Here is a 22,729-nt window from a genome sequence, read left to right on the forward strand (position 1 = left end):
AGAGCCTCTGTCATCATTTAAAAAGCACCCCAGCTTACAACACTTGAGAGTGAAACATGAGCTCTCGTGTTATTTAACGGGTTTTGGAAAATAACCAAATCAGTCAGAACTTCTTTTACGATGACATTTTGAAGTGTATCTCCGTTGATCAAATTGACTTTTGAAACCGGTACGCCCAGCTCTTTTGCAAAAACAAGCTGGCGTCTGAGGTCAGATGGATTTCCTTCAGAAGACGGTTGACGTATCAGCAGAATCAGCAAAAGCAAAATAAAATGCAGATCATCTTGGTTTTCTTCTCGATCCACTTGTTTCTCTAAATCCAAATCATCCCTCTCCCTTATCCTTATCTCTGTTTCACAATATGTGCGACTTCGATTTATGGTATAGGCTATGTCCACTCCATTAAAAAATCAGCATTTTCCTTAAATAGATGAAAAATAGATCAGGTACGGCGTTCGACTCATACCAAATAACAGCCGGAAGAATATGAATAACGTGAGTTCACTATCGAATAGGAGGTGTGTGTAATGAGCTCTGAAAATGCACAGTTAAAAAAGGATTTAATTAAAGCCGTTTTAAGCCCTTTATTTCCAACTGCAACAGAAGGAGGAGAAAATATGGATAGTAATCTTAAAGCCTTGCTTGATGCTGCCATCGATCAAAAAGTAGATGAAAGTGAAACGGTTACGGCAGAATCTATTTTAGACCCTTCTCTTCCGGCAAGATGGATTTTTGCCAGAATTACGCCAGGCACGACAATCAGCATTGTGACTGATTCAGGTGACATGATCGGACCGGTTGTTTTCGTTGCTTTCGATCAGGTTCACGGGATCGTATTTGTAACACAGGAAAGCTCCGTCACTCCGGCAGGCCAAGCTACAACATTAATTGATGTAGACAAAGTAGAAAGCGTTACGTTCTTTTCATAACATCCGATGAAAGTCTTGTATATCCAGTCGGGATACGGAGGAATATACAGTTATTTTGATCGCTGGGCTGAAGAATGTTTTCAGAACACTCATACAGAGTATATGATTGCAGATAAACCTGAAGCAGAATCTTTGATGAAGATCGAAGCGTTTCAGCCGGATTTCACACTTATGATGGTTGGAGACCGCGTTCCTCACGACTGGCTGACCTGGTTAAAGGGTAAGGATATCCCCGTGTATGTTTGGCTGACCGAAGACCCATTTTATATGGATATCAGCCTTCAGGTAATTAAGCTTGCTGACGCCATATTAACGATAGAACAAAATGCAGCTCTCTACTATCAAGAGCTCGGCTACCAGAACGTCTATTATGTTCCGATACCAGTTAACCATCGGCTGTTTAAAAAAATGGGCACCGAACATTCCTATCATTCAAATCTGTTAATCATCGGCTATCCTTACCCTAATCGGGTTCAGCTTATGAAAGAAGCGGTCCATCTGCCATTCACGGTTCGGGTAATCGGCAAGGAATGGGGAAAATATCTGCCTAAAAAAGTGCTCAAACAGCCGCATATTGATGTCGTCAGCACATGGGTTCCACCCGAACAGGCCGTTCATTATTATAATGGGGCAGACATCGTAATTAATGCGCATCGTCCCTATCATTTTGCTTTCAACCAAAATACTATGCGCATCAAAAATGCCAGTTTTAATAACCGAACGTTTGATATCGCTGCATGCGAAGCATTTCAATTAACAGATTTACCCGCGGCGCATCCTTTTTCATCCTTTATTTCTTATCACGGCATGAACGACTTTAAGGAAAAAGCCGCTTTCTATATCAACCACCCTGAAGAACGGCAAAAAGCTGCAGCAGCCAATTATAAAGAGACCGTACCCGCATTTACGTTTGATGAGCTTCCTGCAAAACTAAAAGCGATTCATCTGGCGCTTTCTTGAAAAATCGTTCATTGCTATGAACGATTTTTTTATTCATAGAAAAAAGCAGCTGCACAAGCTGCTTTCTATTCTAGCCGTCAGAACGGTCTTTCAGCTTCCTCGGATTTACCTGTTTATGAAGATCAGGCATTTCGCCGAGATGCTGTGCAATTTGTTCCCACGATACAATTTTGAAATTTTGATTGACGGCTTGTCCGTTATCGATATTTTCGCCGTCCTGCGCCACAAAAATCCCGTACGGATATTTTGGGCCAAGTCCGAAACCGAGAACATCAATACCATCCGTGTCACTAGTACCGTCTATTTTCTCGCCATCTGTAATCTCAAAGTTGGCTACATAGCGATTTTCCCCCTGCCGTTCATACATTGCATAGCTGTTATTTCCTTGACTTGAAGCCATGAGATATCCTTTGCCATTTGGTGCATAATAGATTGTCAGTCCTTCAATATCAGCTGTCAAATGATCTCCTGTCGCACGGTCAACAACCTGCCCCTTTGATCCTCCGCCGGGCTCAGCGTTAAATTTCCAGATGGCCTCATCTTCCTCTGCTATGTATAGGTTTCCGTACTCATCATCCGCAACAAGGCCTTCGGTCTGAGAATTCAACTTAAATTCACGCACCTTTTTCCCTGTTACATAACCCTTTCCACCATCAACAATTTCATACTGCTCAAATTCCCCTTGTTTGCCTGTCACTAATGCGTAAAATGCTCCTGTTTTCTGGCTGTGATACAAGCTGAATCCATAAACCTCAGAAATATTGGTGGAAATAGGATGGTTCGGATCTGTAATGCTTTTCAATTTTCCTTTATCCCCGTCTATTGCATATACTTCAATTGTATTTTTTCCTTCGGACCGGTTGGATGCGGCAGCAATATCAATTTTTTCGCCGTTCAATGGAAAATCATAGCGCAAATCGACATTATTGAGCTTGCCAAACTCATAAGAATGAAGCTGTTTTCCGTCTAAATCATACACAACGAGCCCTGACTTCTTATTTGTTGTAATCAACTTGCTTTTTTCCGGGTGTTTTTCATGAACCCAAATGGCCGGGTCATCTGCTGCGTCATCGCCAGATGCGACCGGATCTGTCTCCGTGTGTGCAGTCACTTTGAAAAGATGTTCCTCATTCACATAATGAGCCGACACAGAGGTTGCTGTCAGGCTAAGCAATAAACCCGCGGCAGTGCTTAGCAGCATTGTTTTTGAAACCTTCATTTGGTACCCTCCTCTTTTATCACTATCACTACTATTGTAAAATATATACAGGTGATTACCGTGAGGAAAATGAACCTTTTTTTATAGGGTTTCTGACTCATAAACAACTTTTCCCCAAAGAGGTACGTGAGATGACTTTGCCAGATTTGCTTTTGCGGATCGAAATAAAAATATGTTGAAAATTTAGTACATTGTTTATTTAGTTTTGTTGTTCCCTAGTTACGTCCGTTTTTCCATTTTCTGTTAAAAAAGAACACTTTGTGACATGATCATTCCCCTAAATTTTGTTTTATTGGTTGCTTTCATTAATTCGATTACAAAGTTGAACATATGATGCATGGTAGAGAAACGAGAGTTGGAGGATAAGCCATGCCTAAACAGCAAACAGCAGAACTAAAACCATTTTTCCATAACAAAACAGTTTTAGTCACTGGCGGAACGGGTTCAATCGGGAGTCAAATTGTCAAACGCCTTTTGATGCTTACACCTAAACAGGTGATTGTATTCAGCAAAGACGACAGTAAACAGTATGTCATGAGCCAAAAGTATGCGGAGGATAAGCGGCTATTATTTGTACTTGGAGATGTACGCGATCACAGAAGGGTGAATCAGGTGATGAAAGGCGTCGATATCGTCTTTCACGCGGCTGCGCTGAAACAGGTTCCGACATGTGAGGACCATCCATTTGAAGCGATCCAGACCAATCTCATCGGCGGACAAAATGTGGTGGAAGCTGCCCTTTCACACCGAGTGCAGCATGTCATTAATATCAGTACAGATAAAGCTGTATCTCCTGTGAACACAATGGGTGCCACCAAGCTGTTATCTGAAAAGCTGTTTCATCAAGCAAACCGCCACGTCCAAAACAAAGGAACCTTGTTTTGTTCGGTCCGCTTTGGAAATGTTCTCGGTTCCAGAGGTTCGGTCATCCCCATATTATTTGAACAGATGATGGAGGGTGAACCCCTGACCATCACAGACAAAAACATGACCAGATTTTTCATGTCAATAGACGATGCAGCTACATTGACATTACAATCGGCTGCTATTACAAAAGGCGGAGAAACCTTTATTTTCAAAATGGAATCACTGAAACTTGAAGAACTGATTCATGGGTTTGAAGAATATGCATCGCAGCACGGGCTCCCGCGGCCGGCTGCAGTAGAAGTGGGCAAGCGTCCAGGTGAAAAGCTTCACGAAGAATTAACATCTCCACATGAAATTGAATCACTGTATGAATGGGGCAACCTTTATGCGATCCTTCCAGAGCCGGAAAAACATCCTGACTTTCGCAAAGTCAATCTGCCTGGGTATCAATCAGATCAAGCCCCGCTCATTACGAAAGAAAGAATTGCTCAGATTATTGAAGAATTGCATCAAGAGAAAAAGGCATAAAAACAAGCCTGTCTATCCATTAGGCAGGCCTGTTTTTAACACTTTATTTATTAAAGAGATGCAGATAGCTTTCGTATCCTTCTTCTTTTAGCTTATGCTTCGGAACAAACCGCAGCGCTGCTGAATTTATGCAGTAACGAAGTCCGTTTGGACCAGGTCCGTCATTAAATACGTGGCCAAGATGAGAATCAGCAGTTCGGCTTCTTACTTCTGTGCGAATCATGCCGTGGCTCGTGTCCAGTTTTTCTTCCACTTCTTCTTCTTCAATCGGCTTTGTAAAGCTTGGCCAGCCGCAGTGGGAATCAAATTTATCCTTGGATGTAAACAATGGCTTGCCTGACACAATGTCTACATACAACCCTTCTTCCTTATGATCCCAATATTCATTTTGAAATGGCGGCTCCGTGCCGTTATTTTGCGTTACTTCATATTGCATGCGATTTAATGACTTTATTTTTTCTTCTTTATTGTACGCCATTTATTTAGCCCCCCAATGCTCGCTGATAAATCCCGCTCGTCCGGAACCTGTCCGGTAGCGCTGATAATGTGCTGGATTCTTTTTATAAAAATGCTGATGGTAGCCTTCCGCTTCATAGAAAGGTTCAGCTTTTAAAATGTCCGTTACAATCGGATCTTTAAAGATGCCGCTTTCCGCCAGACGTTGCTTGGAAGCTTCCGCAAGCTCCTTTTGTTTATCATTATGATAAAAAATGGCTGCGCGATAGGAACTGCCGCGATCAGCAAACTGCCCCCCGGCATCTGTCGGATCGATTTGCTGCCAAAATAATTCAAGCAGTTTTTCATAAGGGAATACATCAGGATTAAACGTGATTTGAACGGCTTCACGATGTCCCGTCGTTTCACTGCACACCTCTTCATACGTAGGGTTTTCAGTATGGCCGCCTGTATACCCGGACACCACTTTTTCAATTCCCGGCTGTTCGTCAAAAGGTTTAACCATACACCAAAAACAGCCTCCTGCAAATGTGGCGATTTCTTTTTTTTCAGACATACTGGTGCCTCCTTTGTTAATACGTGGTATTATTATATTATAGCATGTAAAAATAGAATGAAAATGATTCTGCTTTTCAATAAAATCTATAGGTTTTAAGCAATATGCTTATGTAATGGAGGTTCACAAATTTGAAAGTAAGAACACAGATGATGTACGATATGGAAACTTTACTCCGTAAAGTCTTTAAACAAATACGCAATGAAATCAATGAAATTTTAGATAAAGAGCTGTCGCGGAATGAATTCACCATTCTTCGGATCCTCAGTGAACAAGGGCCTAAAAAAGTCACTGAATTTGCGCCTATTTTAGAGGTATCGGCAAGCCACATTACGGCTGTGACCGATGCGCTGGTAGAAAAGGAATGGATTACGAGAATCAGATCGAAGGAAGACAGACGCATCATCCGCATTCATATCACTGAAGCGGGCGAAAAAGTCCTTCAGCACTTTAACGAGAAAAAAACGGAATATTTCTTTAAACGCTTTGACTGCTACACTGATGCTGAACTTGCCACGTTAATCGAGCTCTTCAGCAAACTTGATAAAAAACGGTGAAAAAAAGCACATACCGATATATAGGTATGTGCTTTTCGCAGTGCTTCACTTATTTTTCAGTAAACAGCTTCATTGCTTTCCAGCGGCCATATCTATAATACAAAAATGCCGCGCAGCTGCTAAATAAAAAACTCATTCCGATTCCAAGCCCGATTCCTTTTTGTCCAAGCCAAGCTGAAAATAGAGCTGTGAAAGGATACCTCAACACCCAAAACGAGATCAAATTTAATACCAGAACCTGCAGCATCGCTCCCGCGGCCCTGACGATTCCGTTCAGCACAAAATTAATCCCAATAAAAGGGTAGAAAAACGCGATCCACTTCAAATATTGTTCACCAAATGCGACCGCATCAGGCTCACTGATAAATAACCTTATGAGATATTTACCAAATACCCAAATCATAACCGCAATCACCAGCATGCAGGAAATAACAGCTATCACACCTAGCCTTGCAATTGTTCCCACTCTTTTTTCGTTTCCGATTCCCATATTTTGCCCTGCCATACTATTGACGGCCGTACCGGCAGCCATTGCTGGAAGCGTGATGATGCTATCAAGCCGCTGCACCGCGCCAAAGCCTGATACCACGTGATCCCCGTATGAGTTAACAACACTCATAATCGCCATCATACCGCCTGTAATCACCATCATCTGCAGACCTGCCGGAATCCCGAGTTTCAAAATCAGCGCGGACTCTTCCCACTTGGGCATTCTCGGAATCGAGAATGGCACAAGCTTGTGTTTGATGACATAAAACAACCCATACAAAAACGCAATGCCCTGTGACAAAATCGTTGAATAAGCCGCTCCCGCTATTCCCATGCGGAACACAGAAATAAAGAGCGGCGCAAGCACTGTATTCAGTACAACAGCAAACGCAATAAACCGGAGAGGTGTCTTGCTGTCGCCCAGCGCACGAAGCACAGTACTGATAAAGTTATAACCAAACAAAAATAAAATGCCGATAAATTGAATCTGTAAATACGTCTCAGCAAGCGGTATCATTGACTCCGGCGTTTTTAGAAGACGCAGCAAAAGCTCTGAGAGAAAAAAACCGGCCGCGCCGAATCCGATGCTTAGGCCTGTTAATAAAACAACAAAAGCGTTAATATACGACGCCATTCCTTTTATATCATCTTTTCCTTTTTGCTGAGATAAAATGGTTAACGTCGCATTGTTAAGGCCCAAAATAAAAGACAGCACGGTCAAAACAATCGTGCTTGATACCGCGGCTGCCCCAAGGGCCTTTGCCCCCAGTAAATTGCCGATCCACAAGCTGTCTATAAATTGAAAGGAAACCTGCAATGCGTTTCCGAGCATAATAGGCATTGAAAACAGTACAAGCTGTTTCAGCACATTCCCCTGTGTAAAATCGTATGCTTTCATCTTTTCTCCTTGTGTTCTCAAATTTTCTTCGGACCGCACGAAAAAAGAGACGTTGTTTCATGTCTCTTTTTTCATGACTTATCGGTTTTTTTTCGGTCTCGCATACCGAATGTAAACACCATCACACTTAGGAACAAGGCACAATAGGAAACATTCAAATACATTTGATCCATGTCTTCAGCAGCCAGATGATGATAAGCAAGCCAGCCGAAATACAGGGAAAATGTAAAGGATAATAAACTGAAATACTGGTAAATCCGTTTCATTTTCAGTCACCTCTATTGTTTAGGATGGTAATAGGAAAACTCAATTTCATCTTTTTCTAAATTTATCTTATCCGCTTTGACATACATTCCATTCGTTAAAGGCATTTCTGACAAACGCACTTCAATGCTTTTATCCCCGGGGTGAACATGGACAAATGACGGCAATTCATAAAAGCTGTCCATATAATTTAACACAAAGCTAATTGGTATACTCAATTTCCCTAACGAAAATTTCGTGACATTCAGCTCTACATCACCGTTTTTTTTCACGGTCGGCTCAAAAGCGATAAACGCATCAATAGACGTGGAAAATGCCTTGATTTTCCCTGCGACATGAACATCATCATCAATCTCTACTTTATAATCAAGCTTATTTGATGCTTTGTCGTTTAAATATGAGTTAACAAACGCAGCTAATGATTCTTTTGTGCTTGTCACTTGAAATCCATACTCGCTCTCAGATGAATCCTTCACCTGAGCCTGTTCCCCCGGGAGCAAAACAAGTGCCACAAACCCGGCGGCGAGGATAAAATTGATTGCAAGCAATATAAAAAACAGTCGCTTCCACTTATTCATGCTGTCACCCTACTCTTTCGGTAATCCTTCTTTTTTAATGGCTTGATAGACGCGCTTTGCGATAAGAGAATAACCCGTACCATTAGGATGAAAATCATCCTCCTCAGAAATTCGGCTGCTGTCACTTTTTTGATTGAACAAATCTTCGATATGAACGATTTTTGCATGTTTATCTTTTTTCAGCTCTTTTTCAGCAATATGGTTCCAATCCGTGACGACACCATTTATTTCATTTAGTTCTGATAATGTAAACGTAAACGGATTGTACATGCTGACATAAATCAGCTCAGCGTGATCATTCAGCTCGCGAATTTCAGAAATGATTTTTTCAAAGCGCTTTTCGTACGGTTTTTCCGCTTCCTGAAACGGTTCAACGGTTAATTGCAGAAAGTTTTGGCGAAGGATTTTCATCAAATCATTACCGCCAATTGTAAAAAAGACATAATCTGCGTCCTTTATGCCTTTTTGAACCTTTTTATCTTTTAGTTTTTCTAATAAATCATCCGAACGGTTCCCTTTTACGGCATAATTTTTCACGTCGACCGTTTTGACTTGTTTATCTGACCGGATAGAATCTGCCACCTTGCCGACATATCCCTTTCCGTCGGGATCTCCGACTCCTTCTGTAAGCGAATCTCCGACAGCCGCTATGACAATGTGTTCTTTTGTTTTCGTTTCATGGGCTTTTTGTTTTCCCTCAGATGATGTACGTATGCTCGTACACGCAGTAAGAAGCAAAATCAAACTGGCCATGATTGAAAAAATGCGCAGCTTCAATCTTGTTGCTCCTTCCCATTCTACTAGTGGAAAGTGTATCATGTTTTAGAAGATTTGCAAATGCCTAGTCTTCTAGCTTACTTGAGTGCGCCTGCTGATTTTACATCGGCGATAATTTCATCGTACGGTGTATTTTCCACTCCATTATAATCTTTCAGCACCTTGCCGTTCGGGCCTACTAACCAAAAAGAAGATTGATGAATGACTTGGTCCTGTCCCTCAGGTTTCTTCACAATCGCCTTAAAGCTCTTAAGTGCGAACTCTTCAATCTCACTCTGGCTGTATCCGGTGAGAAAATCCCAGTTATCAAAAGATAATGGATAATTTGCGGCAAATTTCTTCAGCTGTTTCGGCTTATCGTTTTCTGGGTCAACACTAAATGATATGATACGGACATCTATATTTTCGGCTTTCAGTTTTTTTTGCAGATCGGTCATATGAGCGGTCATTGGCGGACATATAGTTTCACAATTGGTAAAAATAAAATCCGCCAGCCATACTTCTCCTTTTAAACTCTCTAAAGAAACGTTCTTGCCGTCTTGGTTTTGAAATGTAAAAGGCTCCACCTCGTAATTGAGCGGATTTTTAATCTGCTGTCCTCCGCATGCACACAAAAACAGAAAAAACAGCCCAGCCGTTAACCCCTTGATAACCTTCATGACATCCATCCTTTCCAGCCAGCATAAAAACGCTTTCTAAAACCGTCCTTACTGTCCCATGTTTGTATTCGATACTGAGCAAAAAAAATCCTGCATGCCTCCCCATTAACGATTACAAAGGAGGGCATGCAGGTAAAAAACGGCATGTTACGCGTTGTGCTTTAACACCTCTTGATGAAATACAGCCTGATAATCTGCCCACTTCATCCGCCGCTTCATATAATGTCGGAAAGAATACACTTTTGCCCTGCTGTTTGATGAAAACACTTCTTTTAAGTAGAATTGCAAATGGTGATGTAACATAAAGAAATAGTGCTCATCTTCCTTTAATACAGGTATTTCTGTCACTTTCACCTGAATCCCGTCACCGCGTTTGAACTCTAGGCTTTTGAGTAACAAGCTATCAATCCTCTTTTTTGTTTTTCTTCTATTATATATGATGCCAGCCGGGCTGTCTGTCATTTTGCGCGGTTGTGTAAAAAAATTAGATTAGCAAATGGAACAAGTCCTCATCCTTGTTCACCTCTACATAATGAAACGGTTTTTTGTTCATCCGTTCAATCAGCGGCCCATAATCGGCTTTGTTCTGCAGCTCGATGCCGACAAGAGCAGGTCCATTGCTTTTATTATTTTTCTTCGTATATTCAAACCTTGTAATGTCATCATTCGGCCCGAGGACTTCGTCAAGAAATTCGCGGAGCGCCCCCGCTCTTTGCGGAAAGTTGACGATAAAATAATGCTGAAGACCTTCAAAAATCAAGGAACGCTCCTTCATTTCCTGCATTCTTCCGATATCGTTATTGCCCCCGCTTACCACACACACCACGTTTTTCCCTTTAATTTGATCCTTATACAAATCAAGCGCTGCGACAGAAAGAGCTCCAGCCGGTTCAGCAACAACCGCACATTCGTTATATAATTCAAGAATGGATGTACATACTTTTCCTTCAGGCACAAGGAGAATGTCATCAACGACAGTTTCCAGCGTCCGGAAGGTTTCCTCGCCAATTTTTTTAACAGCCGCACCATCTACAAACTTATCAATTTTATCAAGTGTGACGACATGCCCAGCTTTGTTTGATTCAAAGTAGGATGCCGCTCCCGCCGGCTCAACAGCAATTACCTTTGTATCAGGAGACACGTTTTTCAAATATGTACCTACCCCAGAGAGAAGGCCGCCGCCTCCGACACTTGCAAAAAGAAAATGCGGTTCTGTATCAATGTCGTTTAAAATCTCGACTGCGAGCGTTCCCTGTCCGGCCATCACATCCGGATCATCGAACGGATGGATAAAAGTCCGAGATTCCGCCTCACAGCATTCAGCAGCGCTTTTATACGCGTCGTCAAACGTATCGCCTGTCAAAATAATATCGATAAATCCTTTTCCGAATAGTTCAACTTGAGATACTTTTTGTCTCGGTGTAGTAGACGGCATAAAAATTTTCCCGTGAATGCCAAGATGTTTACACGAAAATGCCACACCTTGAGCGTGGTTTCCGGCACTTGCACACACAACTCCGTTCTCTGTCTGCTCGCTGGAAAGCTGTTTCATTTTATGATAAGCCCCTCTGAGCTTAAAAGATCTGACAACTTGCAAGTCTTCGCGTTTTAAATAGATATTGCATTCATATCTCTCAGAAAGTCTGTCATTCCTCTGCAAAGGTGTGTGAATGACAACGTCCTTTACGTTTTGGTGAGCCTTCAAAATGTCTTTCACTTGGATGAGAGAGTTTTCTTTAAGCAACGGTTTCATGTACAGATTCCTTTCTTGTTTTAAATCCCTATTTAATATGCCATTATAACATGAATATTCAAAAAATAAGACAATTATTTTTATTTAATAATTAAAAAAATACAGACTATGTCCACCACATCTTGTGGTAACTTCTGTTCAACCATTATCCTGCAGAGCCAAGAAAAAAGATGATCGTAAAATAAAGGGTGTTTTCAACCAAAAGGCATGATATAATGAAACCAATTAGAACCAAAAGGAGCCAATTGATGAATAGTGCACCAAAACTCAATACATTTCAACATCTAATCGGAGAACATCAAACTTTTCTGGAAGCGAAGCGAATCGCCAAGCAGTTCTCGTTATCGGAGCTTCCTGTCTTAATAACAGGAAAAATCGGAACAGGCAAAAATCACTTCGCACATGCCATACACTTGGAATCTTCGAGAAGCAATGAACCGTTTATAAGCGTCAATTGCAGCACCCATTCGGAAGAAACCCTTATTCATGAGCTTTTTGGCCCTAACGGAAACACAGGTGTTTTTCAAAAAGCGGTACGAGGAACCCTTTTTCTTGATGATGTATGGCGCATGCCTGCTTCTGTACAAGCTCAGCTGTTAAAAGCGCTTGATTCAGACACGGAGAAACCGCGAATGATCTGTGCTTCTGCAGACCGATCCGTGGAACATACATTCAGGCAAGACTTATTCTACAGACTGAACATTTTAACGCTCACACTGCCCGAATTATCGGAACGAAAAAGCGATATTCCGCTTTTGACACAGCATTTTCTCTCAAATTCCGGTCAGCAATTGTTAATCGATCCCTCCGTTTTTCCCGTGCTTGAGAAGCATGCATTTGAAGGCAATGTCAGGGAATTAAAAAACGCTGCAGATTATATGGCGGCAGTATCAAGCGGAGGAACGATCCAGCCATATGACCTGCCGCCATATATTAGAGGCGCGATAGACGGAAAAACGTCGAAGAAAAAAGCGAAACTGCTGACTTTAATGGAAAAAGCTGAGTTTTTGTTTATTTTGGAAACAATAAAAGTATTGAACGAAAAAGGAGAACCTGCCAGCAGACGGATCATTTCTGAACACAGCAAAAATACCCAAACCTCGTTAACTCCTCAGCAGGTCAGAAGCCGTCTCGACTATTTGGAGAAAAAAGATTATGTCACCAAAAGCCGCGGACGCGCAGGCACAAAAATTACCTTTGAGGGCTTGAGCTTTATAGAGACGTTAAAAAATCAAATGATCTAGCGATCGAAAGGAGAATGCACTTGTTTACAATCAAAGAAGAGATCGCCAATGCGATTACACACGGCATCGGTGTCCTCTTATCCATCCCAGCATTAGTGTTTCTAATCATATTTGCGGCTAATTACGGGTCTGCATGGGACATTGTCAGCTTTACAATATTCGGTGTCTCTATGCTGCTGTTATATTTGAGCTCCACCCTGCTTCACAGCATCACACATAAAAAAACGAAGGACATTTTGGAGATTATTGATCATAGCGCGATTTACGTACTCATCGCCGGAACCTACACGCCTTTTTTGCTTGGGCCGCTGAAAGGCACACTCGGCTTTACCCTGTTGGTTATCGTATGGTCACTTGCCCTAGGCGGAATCGTTTTTAAAATTTTCTTTGTGAAACGGTTTATCCTATTGTCAACCTTCGTGTATTTAGTCATGGGGTGGCTGATGATTATTGCAGTTAAACCTTTATATGCTTCACTGAGCGGAGCGGGATTCAGCCTCCTTTTTCTCGGCGGCATTTTATACTCTGTCGGAACCATCTTTTACATTTGGAAAAAGATCCCCTTCCACCACGCCATTTGGCACAGCTTTGTATTGGGCGGGAGCGCTGCTATGTTTTTCTGCGTGCTCTTCTATTGTGTAAAGGTGCCGTTCCTTTCGTAACAGTAACAGAAAAGCGCAGTCTTCACGACTGCGCTTTTTTTATGCACGTAATTGTTTTTCATTGGCAGGTATATAAGCTTTTGAAAAGGACAATTCAATGTCTGCCGGTTTTAAGCGTTTAAAAAACGAGCCCTTTTGCATGTTATCTGTTCCTTTCGTTTCCACCATCACCAACGGAAGATGATAGCGGGCCGCAAGTTCTACAGGATCAATAGAACCATCTAGTGAAAGAATCAGGCTTTGTCCCTTTTCCAGCTGTTTTGTCACATCTTCATATACCTTTTCTGAATCCCCGTCTGAAATCACATCCATCCGATCCAGCCATTGCCCGATAAAAGGCAAGCGGAACACTTTTGGGTTGGCGATAAAGCCGGCCGGTTCCTCAATATATCCAGCAATTAAGGCCAGTTCAGCCAAACGCAAACGGGGATGCACATACAAAACAGGACCGTGTGGTATTGGCTCTGGCTGATGAATCGTCACAACTGAACCGGAGATGCCGATACAGCCTTCCAAAAACGCCTTTGGCTGTTCGTACACAAGAGTCATCTGTTTTTTGTATGACAGACGGGGATCGAGCATTGTTTGATTAAATAATTGTTTCATATTTTTTAACAGCATATACACAATATAAACCACTAGAAGGCTGTAGCGAACCAATTAAAATCCTCCCGCTTTAGAAGAATTCTTTTTTTCATACATTAGAAATTCGTAATCATACGGGTTTTTTTCGTCTTTGGTCCCCTGCTCAGAAGAAACCAACTTCCAATTGGATTCATCAAATTCAGGAAAGTGACGGTCACCCTCAAACTCGTGATGAATTTTCGTCATATACAGTCTGTCCGCATAAGGGAACAGGTCCGTATAGAGCTGAGCTCCTCCGATCACAAAGCATTCTTCAGGGCCTGAACAAATGTCCAGTACATCCTTTAATGAACTGACAACCGTGCATCCCGGAAATTCTGAAGCCGGCGCTGAGGTAACGACAATATTTTTCCGATTTGGAAGCGGACGTCCGATCGATTCAAATGTTTTCCGGCCCATAATGATTGAATGGCCCGATGTTATTTTCTTAAAGTATGCAAGATCATTGGGCAAATGCCACGGCAAATCATTGTCTTTGCCGATAAGCCTGTTGGCATCCATCGCAAAAATGAATGAAATCATACGCTGATCGCCCCTTTTATATGAGGATGCGGATCATAATCCTCGATGATAAAGTCCTCAAATGCAAAGTTAAAAATAGAATCAACCTTTCTGGCGAAACGAAGCTGCGGAAGCGGTCTAACATCTCTTTCCAGCTGCAAATTGACTTGTTCAATATGATTTTGATAAATATGAACATCACCAAACGTATGGATGAACTCGCCCGGTTCAAGCCCAGTCACATGAGCAATCATCATGGTTAGGAGGGCATAAGATGCAATATTAAACGGCACACCTAAGAAAACATCGGCAGAGCGCTGATACAGCTGACAGGACAGCTTGCCGTCAGACACATAGAATTGGAACAGGCAATGGCACGGCGGCAACGCCATTTTATCAATTTCACCAACATTCCAGGCGCTGACGATTAAGCGTCTGGAGTTCGGATTTGTCTTAATATCTTCAATAAGACGGGAAATTTGATCAATGGTGTCTCCATCAGCTCCCCGCCAAGAACGCCATTGGGAGCCATATACAGGTCCAAGTTCACCGTTTTCATCAGCCCACTCATTCCAGATTCGCACTCCGTTTTCCTGCAGATAGCGTACATTCGTATCTCCTTTTAAGAACCACAGCAGTTCATGCGCAATTGATTTAAAGTGGAGTTTTTTAGTGGTGAGCATCGGAAAGCCTTCCCGTAAATTAAATCTCATTTGATATCCGAAAGTGCTGATTGTTCCGGTCCCTGTCCGGTCTCCCTTTTTCTCACCATGCTCTAAAACATGTCTGCATAAATCCTTATACTGTTTCATTTTTTTCATCCTTTAAAAGTAGTCTTCTAGTAGTGTAACACAATAAAAAATCATTTCTGAACCCAGAAATGATTTTTTTATAGTCAGCTGACAACAGGCTTTTCATCCTGTTCTTTTTCTTCATCTTGCAGATCCTGATGCGTATGTGCAATTCTGCTCGCCGCTGCTGCAGCAAGAGCTGCCACAATATCATCCAAAAAGGTGTGAATACCGTCTGGACTTTCATCAAGTTCCTTAATAATTCCAATCTTCTCTTTATCCAAATAACCGAAATTGGTCAAACCGATCGACCCGTACACATTAACGATTGAAAGCGGAATAATTTCATCTATGCCGTAAAGCGGTTCATCTGTTTCAACAAGGTGCTGCAGCGGCTCGGGGAGAAGCTTCTGTTCTGCAAGCTGATCGAGTGCAAGGCCTGTCAAAACAGCATGAATAATTTCACGTTTGTTCAGGACTTTTTCTACATTCTCCATGCAAACACTGAGCGGCAGATTTGGATTGTATTTTTCCTGAAGTTTTTGAACAATCCGTGCAATATCTTCTATCATAACGCCCCGTTTGTTCAGCATATCCTTTGTTATATCGACCATTTCATTCATTGTGTACTTTTTCATGTCTAATGGCATCTCCTTTAGGCACTCATCCAGTTGGGAGGCGTGTTGCGGTCCCAATAAATGCTCCCAAGCTCATGATGTGATTGAAATCCATCTTCTGCTGTATGATAATGAAAATTAAACCAGTAGCCGTCATGAGGCGGGTGGTCTCTTCGCACATGGAATCTGAGAAGATCTTCTCCAGTTGTCCGATTGTAAACGTTGAAAATTTTTTCCGTTTTGCCCGCTGAAGGCATGCTTGAGATCACAACATCTTGGTACGCCTCATCATCTTGCAATGTCGCTAAATAATCACTAATCACATTTTCGATTTTTGGCAGGATCTCTTTCCGATAGTCATCCTCAATGACAGGAGCGATTCTGCTGCCGAATTTTAAAAAGGACTGATCCTCAGCGCTGTCAAGGAGCTGTTCCTTGTACGATTGAAAAAGCAGTTCAGGATTTTGCCTGTCATCCGACTCATCATCGTACAGGTCATGCTCATCATAAAAAGCGGTGTAATCATTCTGCTCAAGACTGCTCGGCTGTCCGGAAGGCTTGTCCGCCATAAGGGCAGCCGGAGGAGATACGAGCCCGAACGTTACAATGGTAAATAAAACCACAAGGGTCTTTCTCATCCACAATTTCATGACTGCTTATTCCTCTCTATTTTATTGTCATGTTTCTCTTATTTTAGCACATCCAAAACATGCAAGTCATGTACTATATGAAACTGATATGCAAATTAGGAGATTCGTTGCTATGCACTTTGTGTAAAAACGCTTACAATATTTCATGAAAGGAGGCTTTCCGCATGATTGACGCTCTGTTTGCCACAGTTTCACTCTTAACATTATTATACTTTGTCGTCATGGAGGTCACCGATTAACAGAAAGCCCGTGATATGAATCACGGGCTTGTTTGAATGACGCCATAATGGAACAGTGCTGTTTTTCTTTTCATGACGTTAAAACCAAACTGTTCAAACCGCGGGCTTTTCCAGTGGTCTTTTAGCACAACGCTTTTTCTGGCGACTCGTACCGCTTCATTGATACATCCTTCGTGCAAAACGGAATCCTCTGCCAAATCACGTAAAGGCGCGATGCCGTCAGAGGTTTCTACAGGTTCATGAAACATTGGATCGAAATAAACCACATCAACAGAGTTGTCAGGGAGCTGCTTGATGTGTTCAAAGCAATCACCATTCTTCACCTGGATTCTTCTCATCGCAGCTTGAAGCTCTTCTATACCCGTTTCCCATGAATGCAGCCCCGTCCTCACTAAAACAGACACAAGATGGTTTTTTTCAATCCCAACAACAGAACCCGTTTCGCCTACTGCCATACTTGCGATAATGGCATCTGACCCCAACCCGAGTGTGCAATCTAAAAACGTATCCCCTTCAGATAAGCCGGCAGCCCGAAGCATAGGTTCTTTCTCCCCCTGTAAGAAGCGTTTGGCTCTGAACATCGCTGTATTCGGATGAAAAAAGAATTTGGCACCTTGTTTCGTATACAGCTCAAACCGCTCTTTGCCGACCACAAGCAAATCACGTTCAGCTGATTTCAGCAGGTGCTCAACCGTTTGTTTATTCCGGCCGCAGTATGGCATATTTAGCTCTTTAGAAAGCTGCTTTGCAGTTTTTATGGTGTGTTCAGACGGTCTATAGCTTGTTGTTATCATCTTCTGTACTCCCAAAAAGAAAATGCCCGGAGAACGGGCATTTAGCAGTGCGCATCGAAGGCAGCAGTCAGATTTTTCATGATTTCTTCCATATCGTGTCCTTCAATTTCATGACGCGGAATAAAATGTACGACTTCTTTGCCTTTCAAAAGAGCCATTGATGGTGAAGAAGGCTCCTGGCCAGTAAAATACTCACGCATTTTCGCAGTAGCTTCTTTATCTTGGCCCGCAAATACAGTCACCGTATTGTCAGGTGTTTTGTCATTCTGGAGGACTGCCTGTGTAGCCGCAGGACGCGCAAGGCCTGCCGCGCAGCCGCATACAGAGTTAACGACTACAAGAGTTGTGCCCTCTGCCTTTTCCATAAAGTTTTCTACTTCTTCCGCTGTTGTTAACTCTTCAAAACCTGCTCCAGTCAGCTCGCGGCGCATCGGTACGACAAGCTGGCGCATGTATTCTTCATAAGCCATTGACATAAAAAAAGCCCCCTCTAGTATCCTTCATCTGAAGTAAAGGATACTATAGAGAGGGCCGGATTTCAAATGTTCACGCCTTAAAATAAAAGAAAGTGTCCCCAGCTATCTAGATTTTCATAATACCGCCGGTGTTGGCACTTGTCACAAGTTTAGAATAACGTGCCAGGTAGCCGGTTTTCACTTTCGGTTCAAAACCTTTCCAGTTCGCTTTTCGTTTTTCCCACTCTTCTTCTGGCACTTGTACATCCAAGATGCGTTTTTCAATATCAACGATAATATGGTCTCCGTTTTCAACAAAGGCAAGCGGCCCGCCCTCAGCGGCCTCAGGTGATACGTGGCCGATTGAGAGGCCACGGGAGGCTCCGGAAAAACGTCCGTCCGTAATTAATGCCACTTTTGGTCCGAGTCCCATTCCAACGATTTGGGATGTTGGCGCCAGCATTTCCGGCATGCCAGGTCCGCCTTTTGGCCCTTCGTATCTGATAATGACAACGTCGCCTTCTTTTACTTTTCGGTTGATAATGCCGTCAAGCGCCTCGTCCTGAGAATCGAATACGACAGCCGGCCCTTCGTGTCTTGTAATCCCATTCTGTACGCCGCCTGTTTTAATGATAGCGCCGTCCGGAGCTAGATTACCGAATAAAACAGCAAGGCCTCCCTTTTCAGTGAATGGTTGATCCAGCGGGTGAATGACGTCATAATCCTTTACTTCATGTCCGGCAATGGTTTCTCCAAGAGTTTTTCCTGTAACAGTCAGCGCATCTAAATGAAGCGCTCCTTCTTTCTTGGAAAGCTCATTCAGAGCCGCTGACACGCCGCCCGCTTCATGAAGATCTTCAATAAACACATCCGATGCAGGCGCCAGCTTGGCCAAGTGCGGCACGCGCTCAGCGACTTCGTTAATGCGTTCTAAAGAGTATTCAACGCCGGCTTCGTTTGCAAGGGCAAGGGTATGAAGAACGGTATTTGTAGAACCTCCGAGCGCCATATCGAGTGCAAACGCGTTATCAATCGCTTTTACTGTAACGATATCACGCGGTTTGATATCTTTGCGAATCGTTTCCATTAATTGCGCAGCCGATTTTCTCACAAACTCTTTGCGTTCGGGAGATGTCGCCAGAATGGTTCCATTACCCGGCAAAGCAAGACCAAGTGCTTCTGACAGACAGTTCATTGAGTTCGCCGTAAACATGCCTGAGCAAGACCCGCACGTTGGGCATCCGAACTGCTCTAGTTCTTGAAGCTCGTTTTCGTTGATTTTCCCTGCTTGGTAGGCGCCTACCCCTTCGAATACTGAGGAAAGAGAGATTTTTCGCCCGTCACTTGTTCTTCCTGCCGCCATCGGTCCACCGCTGACAAAAATCGTCGGAATGTTGATGCGCATTGCCGCCATAAGCATTCCCGGTGTGATTTTGTCGCAGTTCGGAATACAGACCATTCCGTCAAACCAGTGTGCGGATACAACCGTTTCCACAGAGTCTGCGATAATTTCACGGCTTGGCAGCGAATATCTCATACCGATATGCCCCATTGCGATGCCATCATCTACCCCAATGGTATTAAATTCAAACGGCACGCCCCCTGCTTCTCTGATTGCTTCTTTTACGATTTTCCCAAACTCCTGCAAGTGAACATGACCGGGAACGATATCAATGTATGAATTACACACCGCAATAAACGGCTTGCCGAAATCCTCTTCTTTTACTCCTGCTGCACGAAGCAAACTGCGGTGCGGAGCTCTATCGATTCCTTGTGTGATCATATTACTGCGTAATTCTGCCATGGTGATCCTCCTAAATTCTTTCAATTGTTTGATTGGATTTTATTTTGACAATTTTCAGTTTATTTATGAGCTGTTTTTGCAAATAAGATAAATTCAGGCCGCCCTCACCTTGTTTTGTTCTTTCGTGTTTTTATATTTATATAGCTTTCTTTCGATTTGAACCCTCCAACTATTGATATTGTTACTTACTATAAATAGTTTTCGGATATTTTTCAACAATATTCGAAATAATTTTTATAAAAAGTGAATTCACATAAAAAAGGTGCATGATCTGCACCTTTTTTATCTTTATTCGCCTTTTTTTCTGCTTTCCGTCATTTGTTTCCAAACAGAACCTTTTGCTTCTTCTCCATGCTCAATTCGTTCAAGCGCCATTTTGACTTGGAGGCTGACCTCAAATTCGGGATCATCTTCGGCAGCGCGCAAAGCTTCAATTGCACTTTCATCACCGACTTCGTACAGGAACATGGCCGCACGCCAGCGAACAAGCTTGCTGGAGTCGCTTAATGACTTGATCATAGCAGGAATGGCTTGAGGATCGCCGATATCAGACAGGCAGTCTCCGGCCGTTCTTCTGACTGATACAGCTTTGTCCTCAAGTGCTTTATACAATAGAGGAAGAACATCAGGTGTTTCAATCATTCCTAAGTACACAACAGCCTGTCTTCTGATGGACACTTTTGGATCATCCAATGCCTTCTGTAAAACCGGGATATCCTCTTCTTTCGGATCCATCTGTTCCAAGTGTGCATAACGCTTTTTCCAGTCCTCATCATCCAGCATGTCAAGCGTTACTTTATACGCTTTGCGCTGTACAGCTTGTTTTGCTTCGCCCTTTCCTTGAGCGGCTGCTTCAGTCAGTCGTTTCAGCCGTTCATCACTGTATGCCGCCTGAAGCTCTTCTGTCACATCATGGCCGATTTCATCAAAGTCACCGAATCTGACACCTTGTTCTTTCCAAGCCCGCTCAAACACAACATTAGAAGCTTCAGATCTAAGTTTTAAGATCGCCTGCTGAAAGCGTTCAGGTAAGCCGAAGCGTTCTTCCCGCTCTCCATCGGTTAATTTAACTTGCATAGGAATGCCGCTGAACATCTGCACAAAAACTTTTACCTCTCCAAAAGATTCTTGATCAGAACGATTTTCTTCTCCGCTTTCAGCACTTTCCATCCCAAATGCAGTGCGGACTTGCGGTAAAATGTCTTTCCAGTCGTATCTTGCATTCCGTTCAACAGCAAGAAAATCTGCGACGTGATATACCCCTTTAACTCCATCTATTTTAAGGATTTCCGCTATAACAGGCGGTGCGCCTTCTGCTTGCTCAGGTTTATAGTTATTGCTTTTGCCCGCCGGAAGCTCTTCCGTTAAGATGACTTTCATTGTATTCGGGCTTGGTGTAGGTTCAATTGATTTTATCTTCATGATCGTCCTCCTATAGCATATCTGTGACTTATTCTATCATAGTCGCTCCAAGCCTTCTATTACGACGTTTCGGCATCAATCCCGGGTATGTCTTTTTCTAATTGGCGGACAAATTGAAGCATAAAATTGTGTCTTTCTTCTGCCAGTTCCCGTGCAGTGTCTGTATTCATCATATCTTTCAGCCGCAGCAGCTTATAAAAAAAATGAGCGTAGGCGCTTTGATCATCTCCATAAAGGCCATGCCCGTTTGCGCCCGCAAACATGAAAGCTCTCGCAATCCCGACAGCACCAATCGCATCAAGTCTGTCAGCATCCTGTACGGCTTTTCCCTCAATTGAGAGCGGCTCCTTTGCCAGCTTTCCCCTGTCTCGAAAGGACATCCTTGTTATAATATGAATCACCCTGTCAGCATTCTCTTTTCCTACTCCGAAAAAAACGAGCTGATCATATACTTCGCTCACAGAAAGCCTGACCGTGTCAGGCAGCTTCACATCAATTAAATCATGAACCAAAGCCGCCATTTCAACAATGAACAAATCCGCTTTTTCCTTTTCTCCAATATACGCTGCAAGATCTGCTACTCTTGATACATGATGCCAATCATGTCCAGAGCTTTCGTCAGTCAGGATAGATTGAACCCATGCCCTGATTTGCTCTGCCAGCTTCAATTCCTTCACAAAAACACCCTCTTTTTATTGCTCTAATAGCTTCACGATATCGTCTTCCAGCTCTTTCGGATTTGTATTTGGTGAATAACGGCCAACGATTTCTCCATTTCTATCCACTATAAATTTCGTGAAATTCCACTTGATCGCCTTAGTTCCCAGCATCCCTTTCGCATGTTCTGTCAAATACATAAACAGCGGGTGGGCATTTTTCCCGTTTACATCCACTTTTGAAAACATAGGAAATGTAACACCGTAATTTGTTTCACAAAATTCCTGTATGTCAGCCTCTTCACCAGGCTCTTGGTTCATGAATTGATTGCAGGGGAACCCTAAGATCTCCAGCCCCTCCTGCTGATATGTATCATATAATTCCTGCAGCTGCTTTAATTGGGGAGTAAAACCGCACTTACTTGCTGTATTCACGATCATCAGTACCTTTCCCGCGTACGGCTGAAGTGTCATGTCTTTCCCTGTGATTGTACGTACCTTCATATGATAAATAGACATGTAAGTCCCTCCTATGTCCTTGGTGCTGATTATTTTACCTTTTTTAAATCGCAATTCAAAATGTAAACATCAATTAAGAACTCATAAGAAGCCTAACGATATGAACGTCCGTTCATTATCAATTCATAACGCTCGTTTTTTATCTTATCATTCTATAAAACATTACAATTCCCTCTGACATCTTTGAAAATCATCTTACTGTGAAACCAAAAGGCGTGTCAGTGCGTTTTATTTAAAGAG

At 42.7% G+C, this 22,729-nt stretch carries 28 protein-coding genes; 6 read left to right on the forward strand and 22 right to left on the reverse strand.

The genetic code is table 11. The features are described from left to right. Nucleotides 1–17: 17 nt before the first annotated feature. Nucleotides 18–323: a spore maturation protein CgeC gene (gene cgeC / locus NSU05_RS10565; RefSeq protein ID WP_038429180.1), complete on the reverse strand. Its 306-nt coding sequence runs from the start codon at nucleotides 321–323 to the stop codon at nucleotides 18–20. 204 nt (nucleotides 324–527) lie between these two features. Between cgeC and cgeA the strand changes: the two genes are divergently transcribed. Further along, nucleotides 528–929, forward strand: coding sequence for a spore crust protein CgeA (gene cgeA / locus NSU05_RS10570; protein WP_003230824.1), 402 nt, complete (start codon nucleotides 528–530; stop codon nucleotides 927–929). A gap of 6 nt (nucleotides 930–935) precedes the next feature. Then, nucleotides 936–1,889, forward strand: a complete 954-nt coding sequence (cgeB, locus tag NSU05_RS10575) for a spore maturation protein CgeB (protein WP_038429181.1) — start codon at nucleotides 936–938, stop codon at nucleotides 1,887–1,889. A gap of 70 nt (nucleotides 1,890–1,959) precedes the next feature. Here cgeB and NSU05_RS10580 read toward each other — a convergent pair whose 3' ends face one another. Then, nucleotides 1,960–3,108 carry a phytase gene (locus NSU05_RS10580; RefSeq protein ID WP_038429189.1) on the reverse strand — a complete coding sequence of 383 codons (1,149 nt, stop codon included), beginning with the start codon at nucleotides 3,106–3,108 and terminating at the stop codon, nucleotides 1,960–1,962. A 369-nt stretch (nucleotides 3,109–3,477) separates the two neighbouring features. On the opposite strand from NSU05_RS10580, the gene NSU05_RS10585 reads away from it, so the two are divergent. Further along, nucleotides 3,478–4,503, forward strand: a complete 1,026-nt coding sequence (locus tag NSU05_RS10585) for a nucleoside-diphosphate sugar epimerase/dehydratase (RefSeq protein ID WP_003230816.1) — start codon at nucleotides 3,478–3,480, stop codon at nucleotides 4,501–4,503. 43 nt (nucleotides 4,504–4,546) lie between these two features. Here NSU05_RS10585 and msrB read toward each other — a convergent pair whose 3' ends face one another. Both msrB and msrA read right to left on the reverse strand, forming a co-directional pair. After that, nucleotides 4,547–4,981 (reverse strand): peptide-methionine (R)-S-oxide reductase MsrB, encoded by a 435-nt coding sequence (gene msrB / locus NSU05_RS10590; RefSeq protein ID WP_014480061.1) that lies wholly within the window; start codon nucleotides 4,979–4,981, stop codon nucleotides 4,547–4,549. Then, a complete protein-coding gene (msrA, locus tag NSU05_RS10595; protein WP_014477117.1) occupies nucleotides 4,982–5,515 on the reverse strand; it encodes a peptide-methionine (S)-S-oxide reductase MsrA in 534 nt (177 codons plus the stop codon). Between the two features lie 131 nt (nucleotides 5,516–5,646). Between msrA and NSU05_RS10600 the strand changes: the two genes are divergently transcribed. Next, nucleotides 5,647–6,072, forward strand: a complete 426-nt coding sequence (locus NSU05_RS10600) for a MarR family transcriptional regulator (RefSeq protein WP_004398634.1) — start codon at nucleotides 5,647–5,649, stop codon at nucleotides 6,070–6,072. Between the two features lie 49 nt (nucleotides 6,073–6,121). Here NSU05_RS10600 and NSU05_RS10605 read toward each other — a convergent pair whose 3' ends face one another. From NSU05_RS10605 to ilvA, 7 genes are all read right to left on the reverse strand, one after another. Further along, complete coding sequence (locus NSU05_RS10605) at nucleotides 6,122–7,459, reverse strand: MATE family efflux transporter (RefSeq protein ID WP_038429191.1); 1,338 nt, start codon at nucleotides 7,457–7,459, stop codon at nucleotides 6,122–6,124. A gap of 71 nt (nucleotides 7,460–7,530) precedes the next feature. Then, nucleotides 7,531–7,725: a protein YpmT gene (ypmT, locus tag NSU05_RS10610; protein WP_003230808.1), complete on the reverse strand. Its 195-nt coding sequence runs from the start codon at nucleotides 7,723–7,725 to the stop codon at nucleotides 7,531–7,533. A 12-nt stretch (nucleotides 7,726–7,737) separates the two neighbouring features. Next, nucleotides 7,738–8,301, reverse strand: a complete 564-nt coding sequence (locus NSU05_RS10615) for a YpmS family protein (protein ID WP_015251867.1) — start codon at nucleotides 8,299–8,301, stop codon at nucleotides 7,738–7,740. Between the two features lie 9 nt (nucleotides 8,302–8,310). Beyond that, nucleotides 8,311–9,078: an SGNH/GDSL hydrolase family protein gene (locus tag NSU05_RS10620; protein ID WP_003245956.1), complete on the reverse strand. Its 768-nt coding sequence runs from the start codon at nucleotides 9,076–9,078 to the stop codon at nucleotides 8,311–8,313. A gap of 77 nt (nucleotides 9,079–9,155) precedes the next feature. After that, on the reverse strand, nucleotides 9,156–9,737 hold the full coding sequence (gene scuA / locus NSU05_RS10625) for a cytochrome c oxidase assembly accessory protein ScuA (RefSeq protein ID WP_038429192.1): 582 nt from the start codon (nucleotides 9,735–9,737) through the stop codon (nucleotides 9,156–9,158). 147 nt (nucleotides 9,738–9,884) lie between these two features. Next, nucleotides 9,885–10,136, reverse strand: a complete 252-nt coding sequence (locus NSU05_RS10630; protein WP_004399020.1) for a DUF2535 family protein — start codon at nucleotides 10,134–10,136, stop codon at nucleotides 9,885–9,887. An 85-nt stretch (nucleotides 10,137–10,221) separates the two neighbouring features. Beyond that, nucleotides 10,222–11,490: a threonine ammonia-lyase IlvA gene (ilvA, locus tag NSU05_RS10635; protein WP_003230803.1), complete on the reverse strand. Its 1,269-nt coding sequence runs from the start codon at nucleotides 11,488–11,490 to the stop codon at nucleotides 10,222–10,224. Between the two features lie 248 nt (nucleotides 11,491–11,738). Between ilvA and NSU05_RS10640 the strand changes: the two genes are divergently transcribed. Next, nucleotides 11,739–12,734: a sigma-54-dependent transcriptional regulator gene (locus NSU05_RS10640; RefSeq protein ID WP_033884735.1), complete on the forward strand. Its 996-nt coding sequence runs from the start codon at nucleotides 11,739–11,741 to the stop codon at nucleotides 12,732–12,734. A gap of 20 nt (nucleotides 12,735–12,754) precedes the next feature. Then, nucleotides 12,755–13,396, forward strand: coding sequence for a hemolysin III family protein (locus tag NSU05_RS10645; RefSeq protein WP_004398522.1), 642 nt, complete (start codon nucleotides 12,755–12,757; stop codon nucleotides 13,394–13,396). 39 nt (nucleotides 13,397–13,435) lie between these two features. On the opposite strand, the gene NSU05_RS10650 is transcribed toward NSU05_RS10645, so the two are convergent. The 11 genes from NSU05_RS10650 to NSU05_RS10700 form a co-directional block, all read right to left on the reverse strand. After that, nucleotides 13,436–14,056 (reverse strand): hypothetical protein, encoded by a 621-nt coding sequence (locus NSU05_RS10650; protein WP_015251864.1) that lies wholly within the window; start codon nucleotides 14,054–14,056, stop codon nucleotides 13,436–13,438. After that, nucleotides 14,057–14,563 carry a dihydrofolate reductase DfrA gene (gene dfrA, locus NSU05_RS10655; protein WP_038429193.1) on the reverse strand — a complete coding sequence of 169 codons (507 nt, stop codon included), beginning with the start codon at nucleotides 14,561–14,563 and terminating at the stop codon, nucleotides 14,057–14,059. Then, nucleotides 14,560–15,354, reverse strand: a complete 795-nt coding sequence (locus NSU05_RS10660) for a thymidylate synthase (protein ID WP_038429194.1) — start codon at nucleotides 15,352–15,354, stop codon at nucleotides 14,560–14,562. Before NSU05_RS10660 ends, dfrA begins: the two co-directional genes overlap by 4 nt. A gap of 83 nt (nucleotides 15,355–15,437) precedes the next feature. Beyond that, nucleotides 15,438–15,971 carry a phosphatidylglycerophosphatase A gene (locus tag NSU05_RS10665; RefSeq protein WP_003230797.1) on the reverse strand — a complete coding sequence of 178 codons (534 nt, stop codon included), beginning with the start codon at nucleotides 15,969–15,971 and terminating at the stop codon, nucleotides 15,438–15,440. Nucleotides 15,972–15,988: 17 nt separating this feature from the next. Then, nucleotides 15,989–16,600: a YpjP family protein gene (locus NSU05_RS10670; RefSeq protein ID WP_015714130.1), complete on the reverse strand. Its 612-nt coding sequence runs from the start codon at nucleotides 16,598–16,600 to the stop codon at nucleotides 15,989–15,991. A 259-nt stretch (nucleotides 16,601–16,859) separates the two neighbouring features. Then, nucleotides 16,860–17,633 (reverse strand): class I SAM-dependent methyltransferase, encoded by a 774-nt coding sequence (locus NSU05_RS10675; RefSeq protein WP_003230795.1) that lies wholly within the window; start codon nucleotides 17,631–17,633, stop codon nucleotides 16,860–16,862. Nucleotides 17,634–17,674: 41 nt separating this feature from the next. After that, nucleotides 17,675–18,109, reverse strand: a complete 435-nt coding sequence (gene brxA / locus NSU05_RS10680; protein WP_003230794.1) for a bacilliredoxin BrxA — start codon at nucleotides 18,107–18,109, stop codon at nucleotides 17,675–17,677. Nucleotides 18,110–18,215: 106 nt separating this feature from the next. After that, nucleotides 18,216–19,892 carry a dihydroxy-acid dehydratase gene (gene ilvD, locus NSU05_RS10685; RefSeq protein WP_009967560.1) on the reverse strand — a complete coding sequence of 559 codons (1,677 nt, stop codon included), beginning with the start codon at nucleotides 19,890–19,892 and terminating at the stop codon, nucleotides 18,216–18,218. A 288-nt stretch (nucleotides 19,893–20,180) separates the two neighbouring features. Next, nucleotides 20,181–21,314, reverse strand: a complete 1,134-nt coding sequence (locus NSU05_RS10690) for a conserved virulence factor C family protein (protein ID WP_032722021.1) — start codon at nucleotides 21,312–21,314, stop codon at nucleotides 20,181–20,183. 59 nt (nucleotides 21,315–21,373) lie between these two features. Further along, complete coding sequence (hdhQ, locus tag NSU05_RS10695; protein ID WP_038429195.1) at nucleotides 21,374–21,991, reverse strand: Mn(2+)-dependent (deoxy)ribonucleoside pyrophosphohydrolase; 618 nt, start codon at nucleotides 21,989–21,991, stop codon at nucleotides 21,374–21,376. A gap of 15 nt (nucleotides 21,992–22,006) precedes the next feature. Continuing rightward, on the reverse strand, nucleotides 22,007–22,489 hold the full coding sequence (locus NSU05_RS10700; RefSeq protein ID WP_038429196.1) for a glutathione peroxidase: 483 nt from the start codon (nucleotides 22,487–22,489) through the stop codon (nucleotides 22,007–22,009). Nucleotides 22,490–22,729: the final 240 nt, after the last annotated feature.

The organism is Bacillus sp. EU52 (assembly GCF_037964975.1).
GTDB classification, from domain to species: Bacteria; Bacillota; Bacilli; order Bacillales; family Bacillaceae; genus Bacillus; species Bacillus subtilis.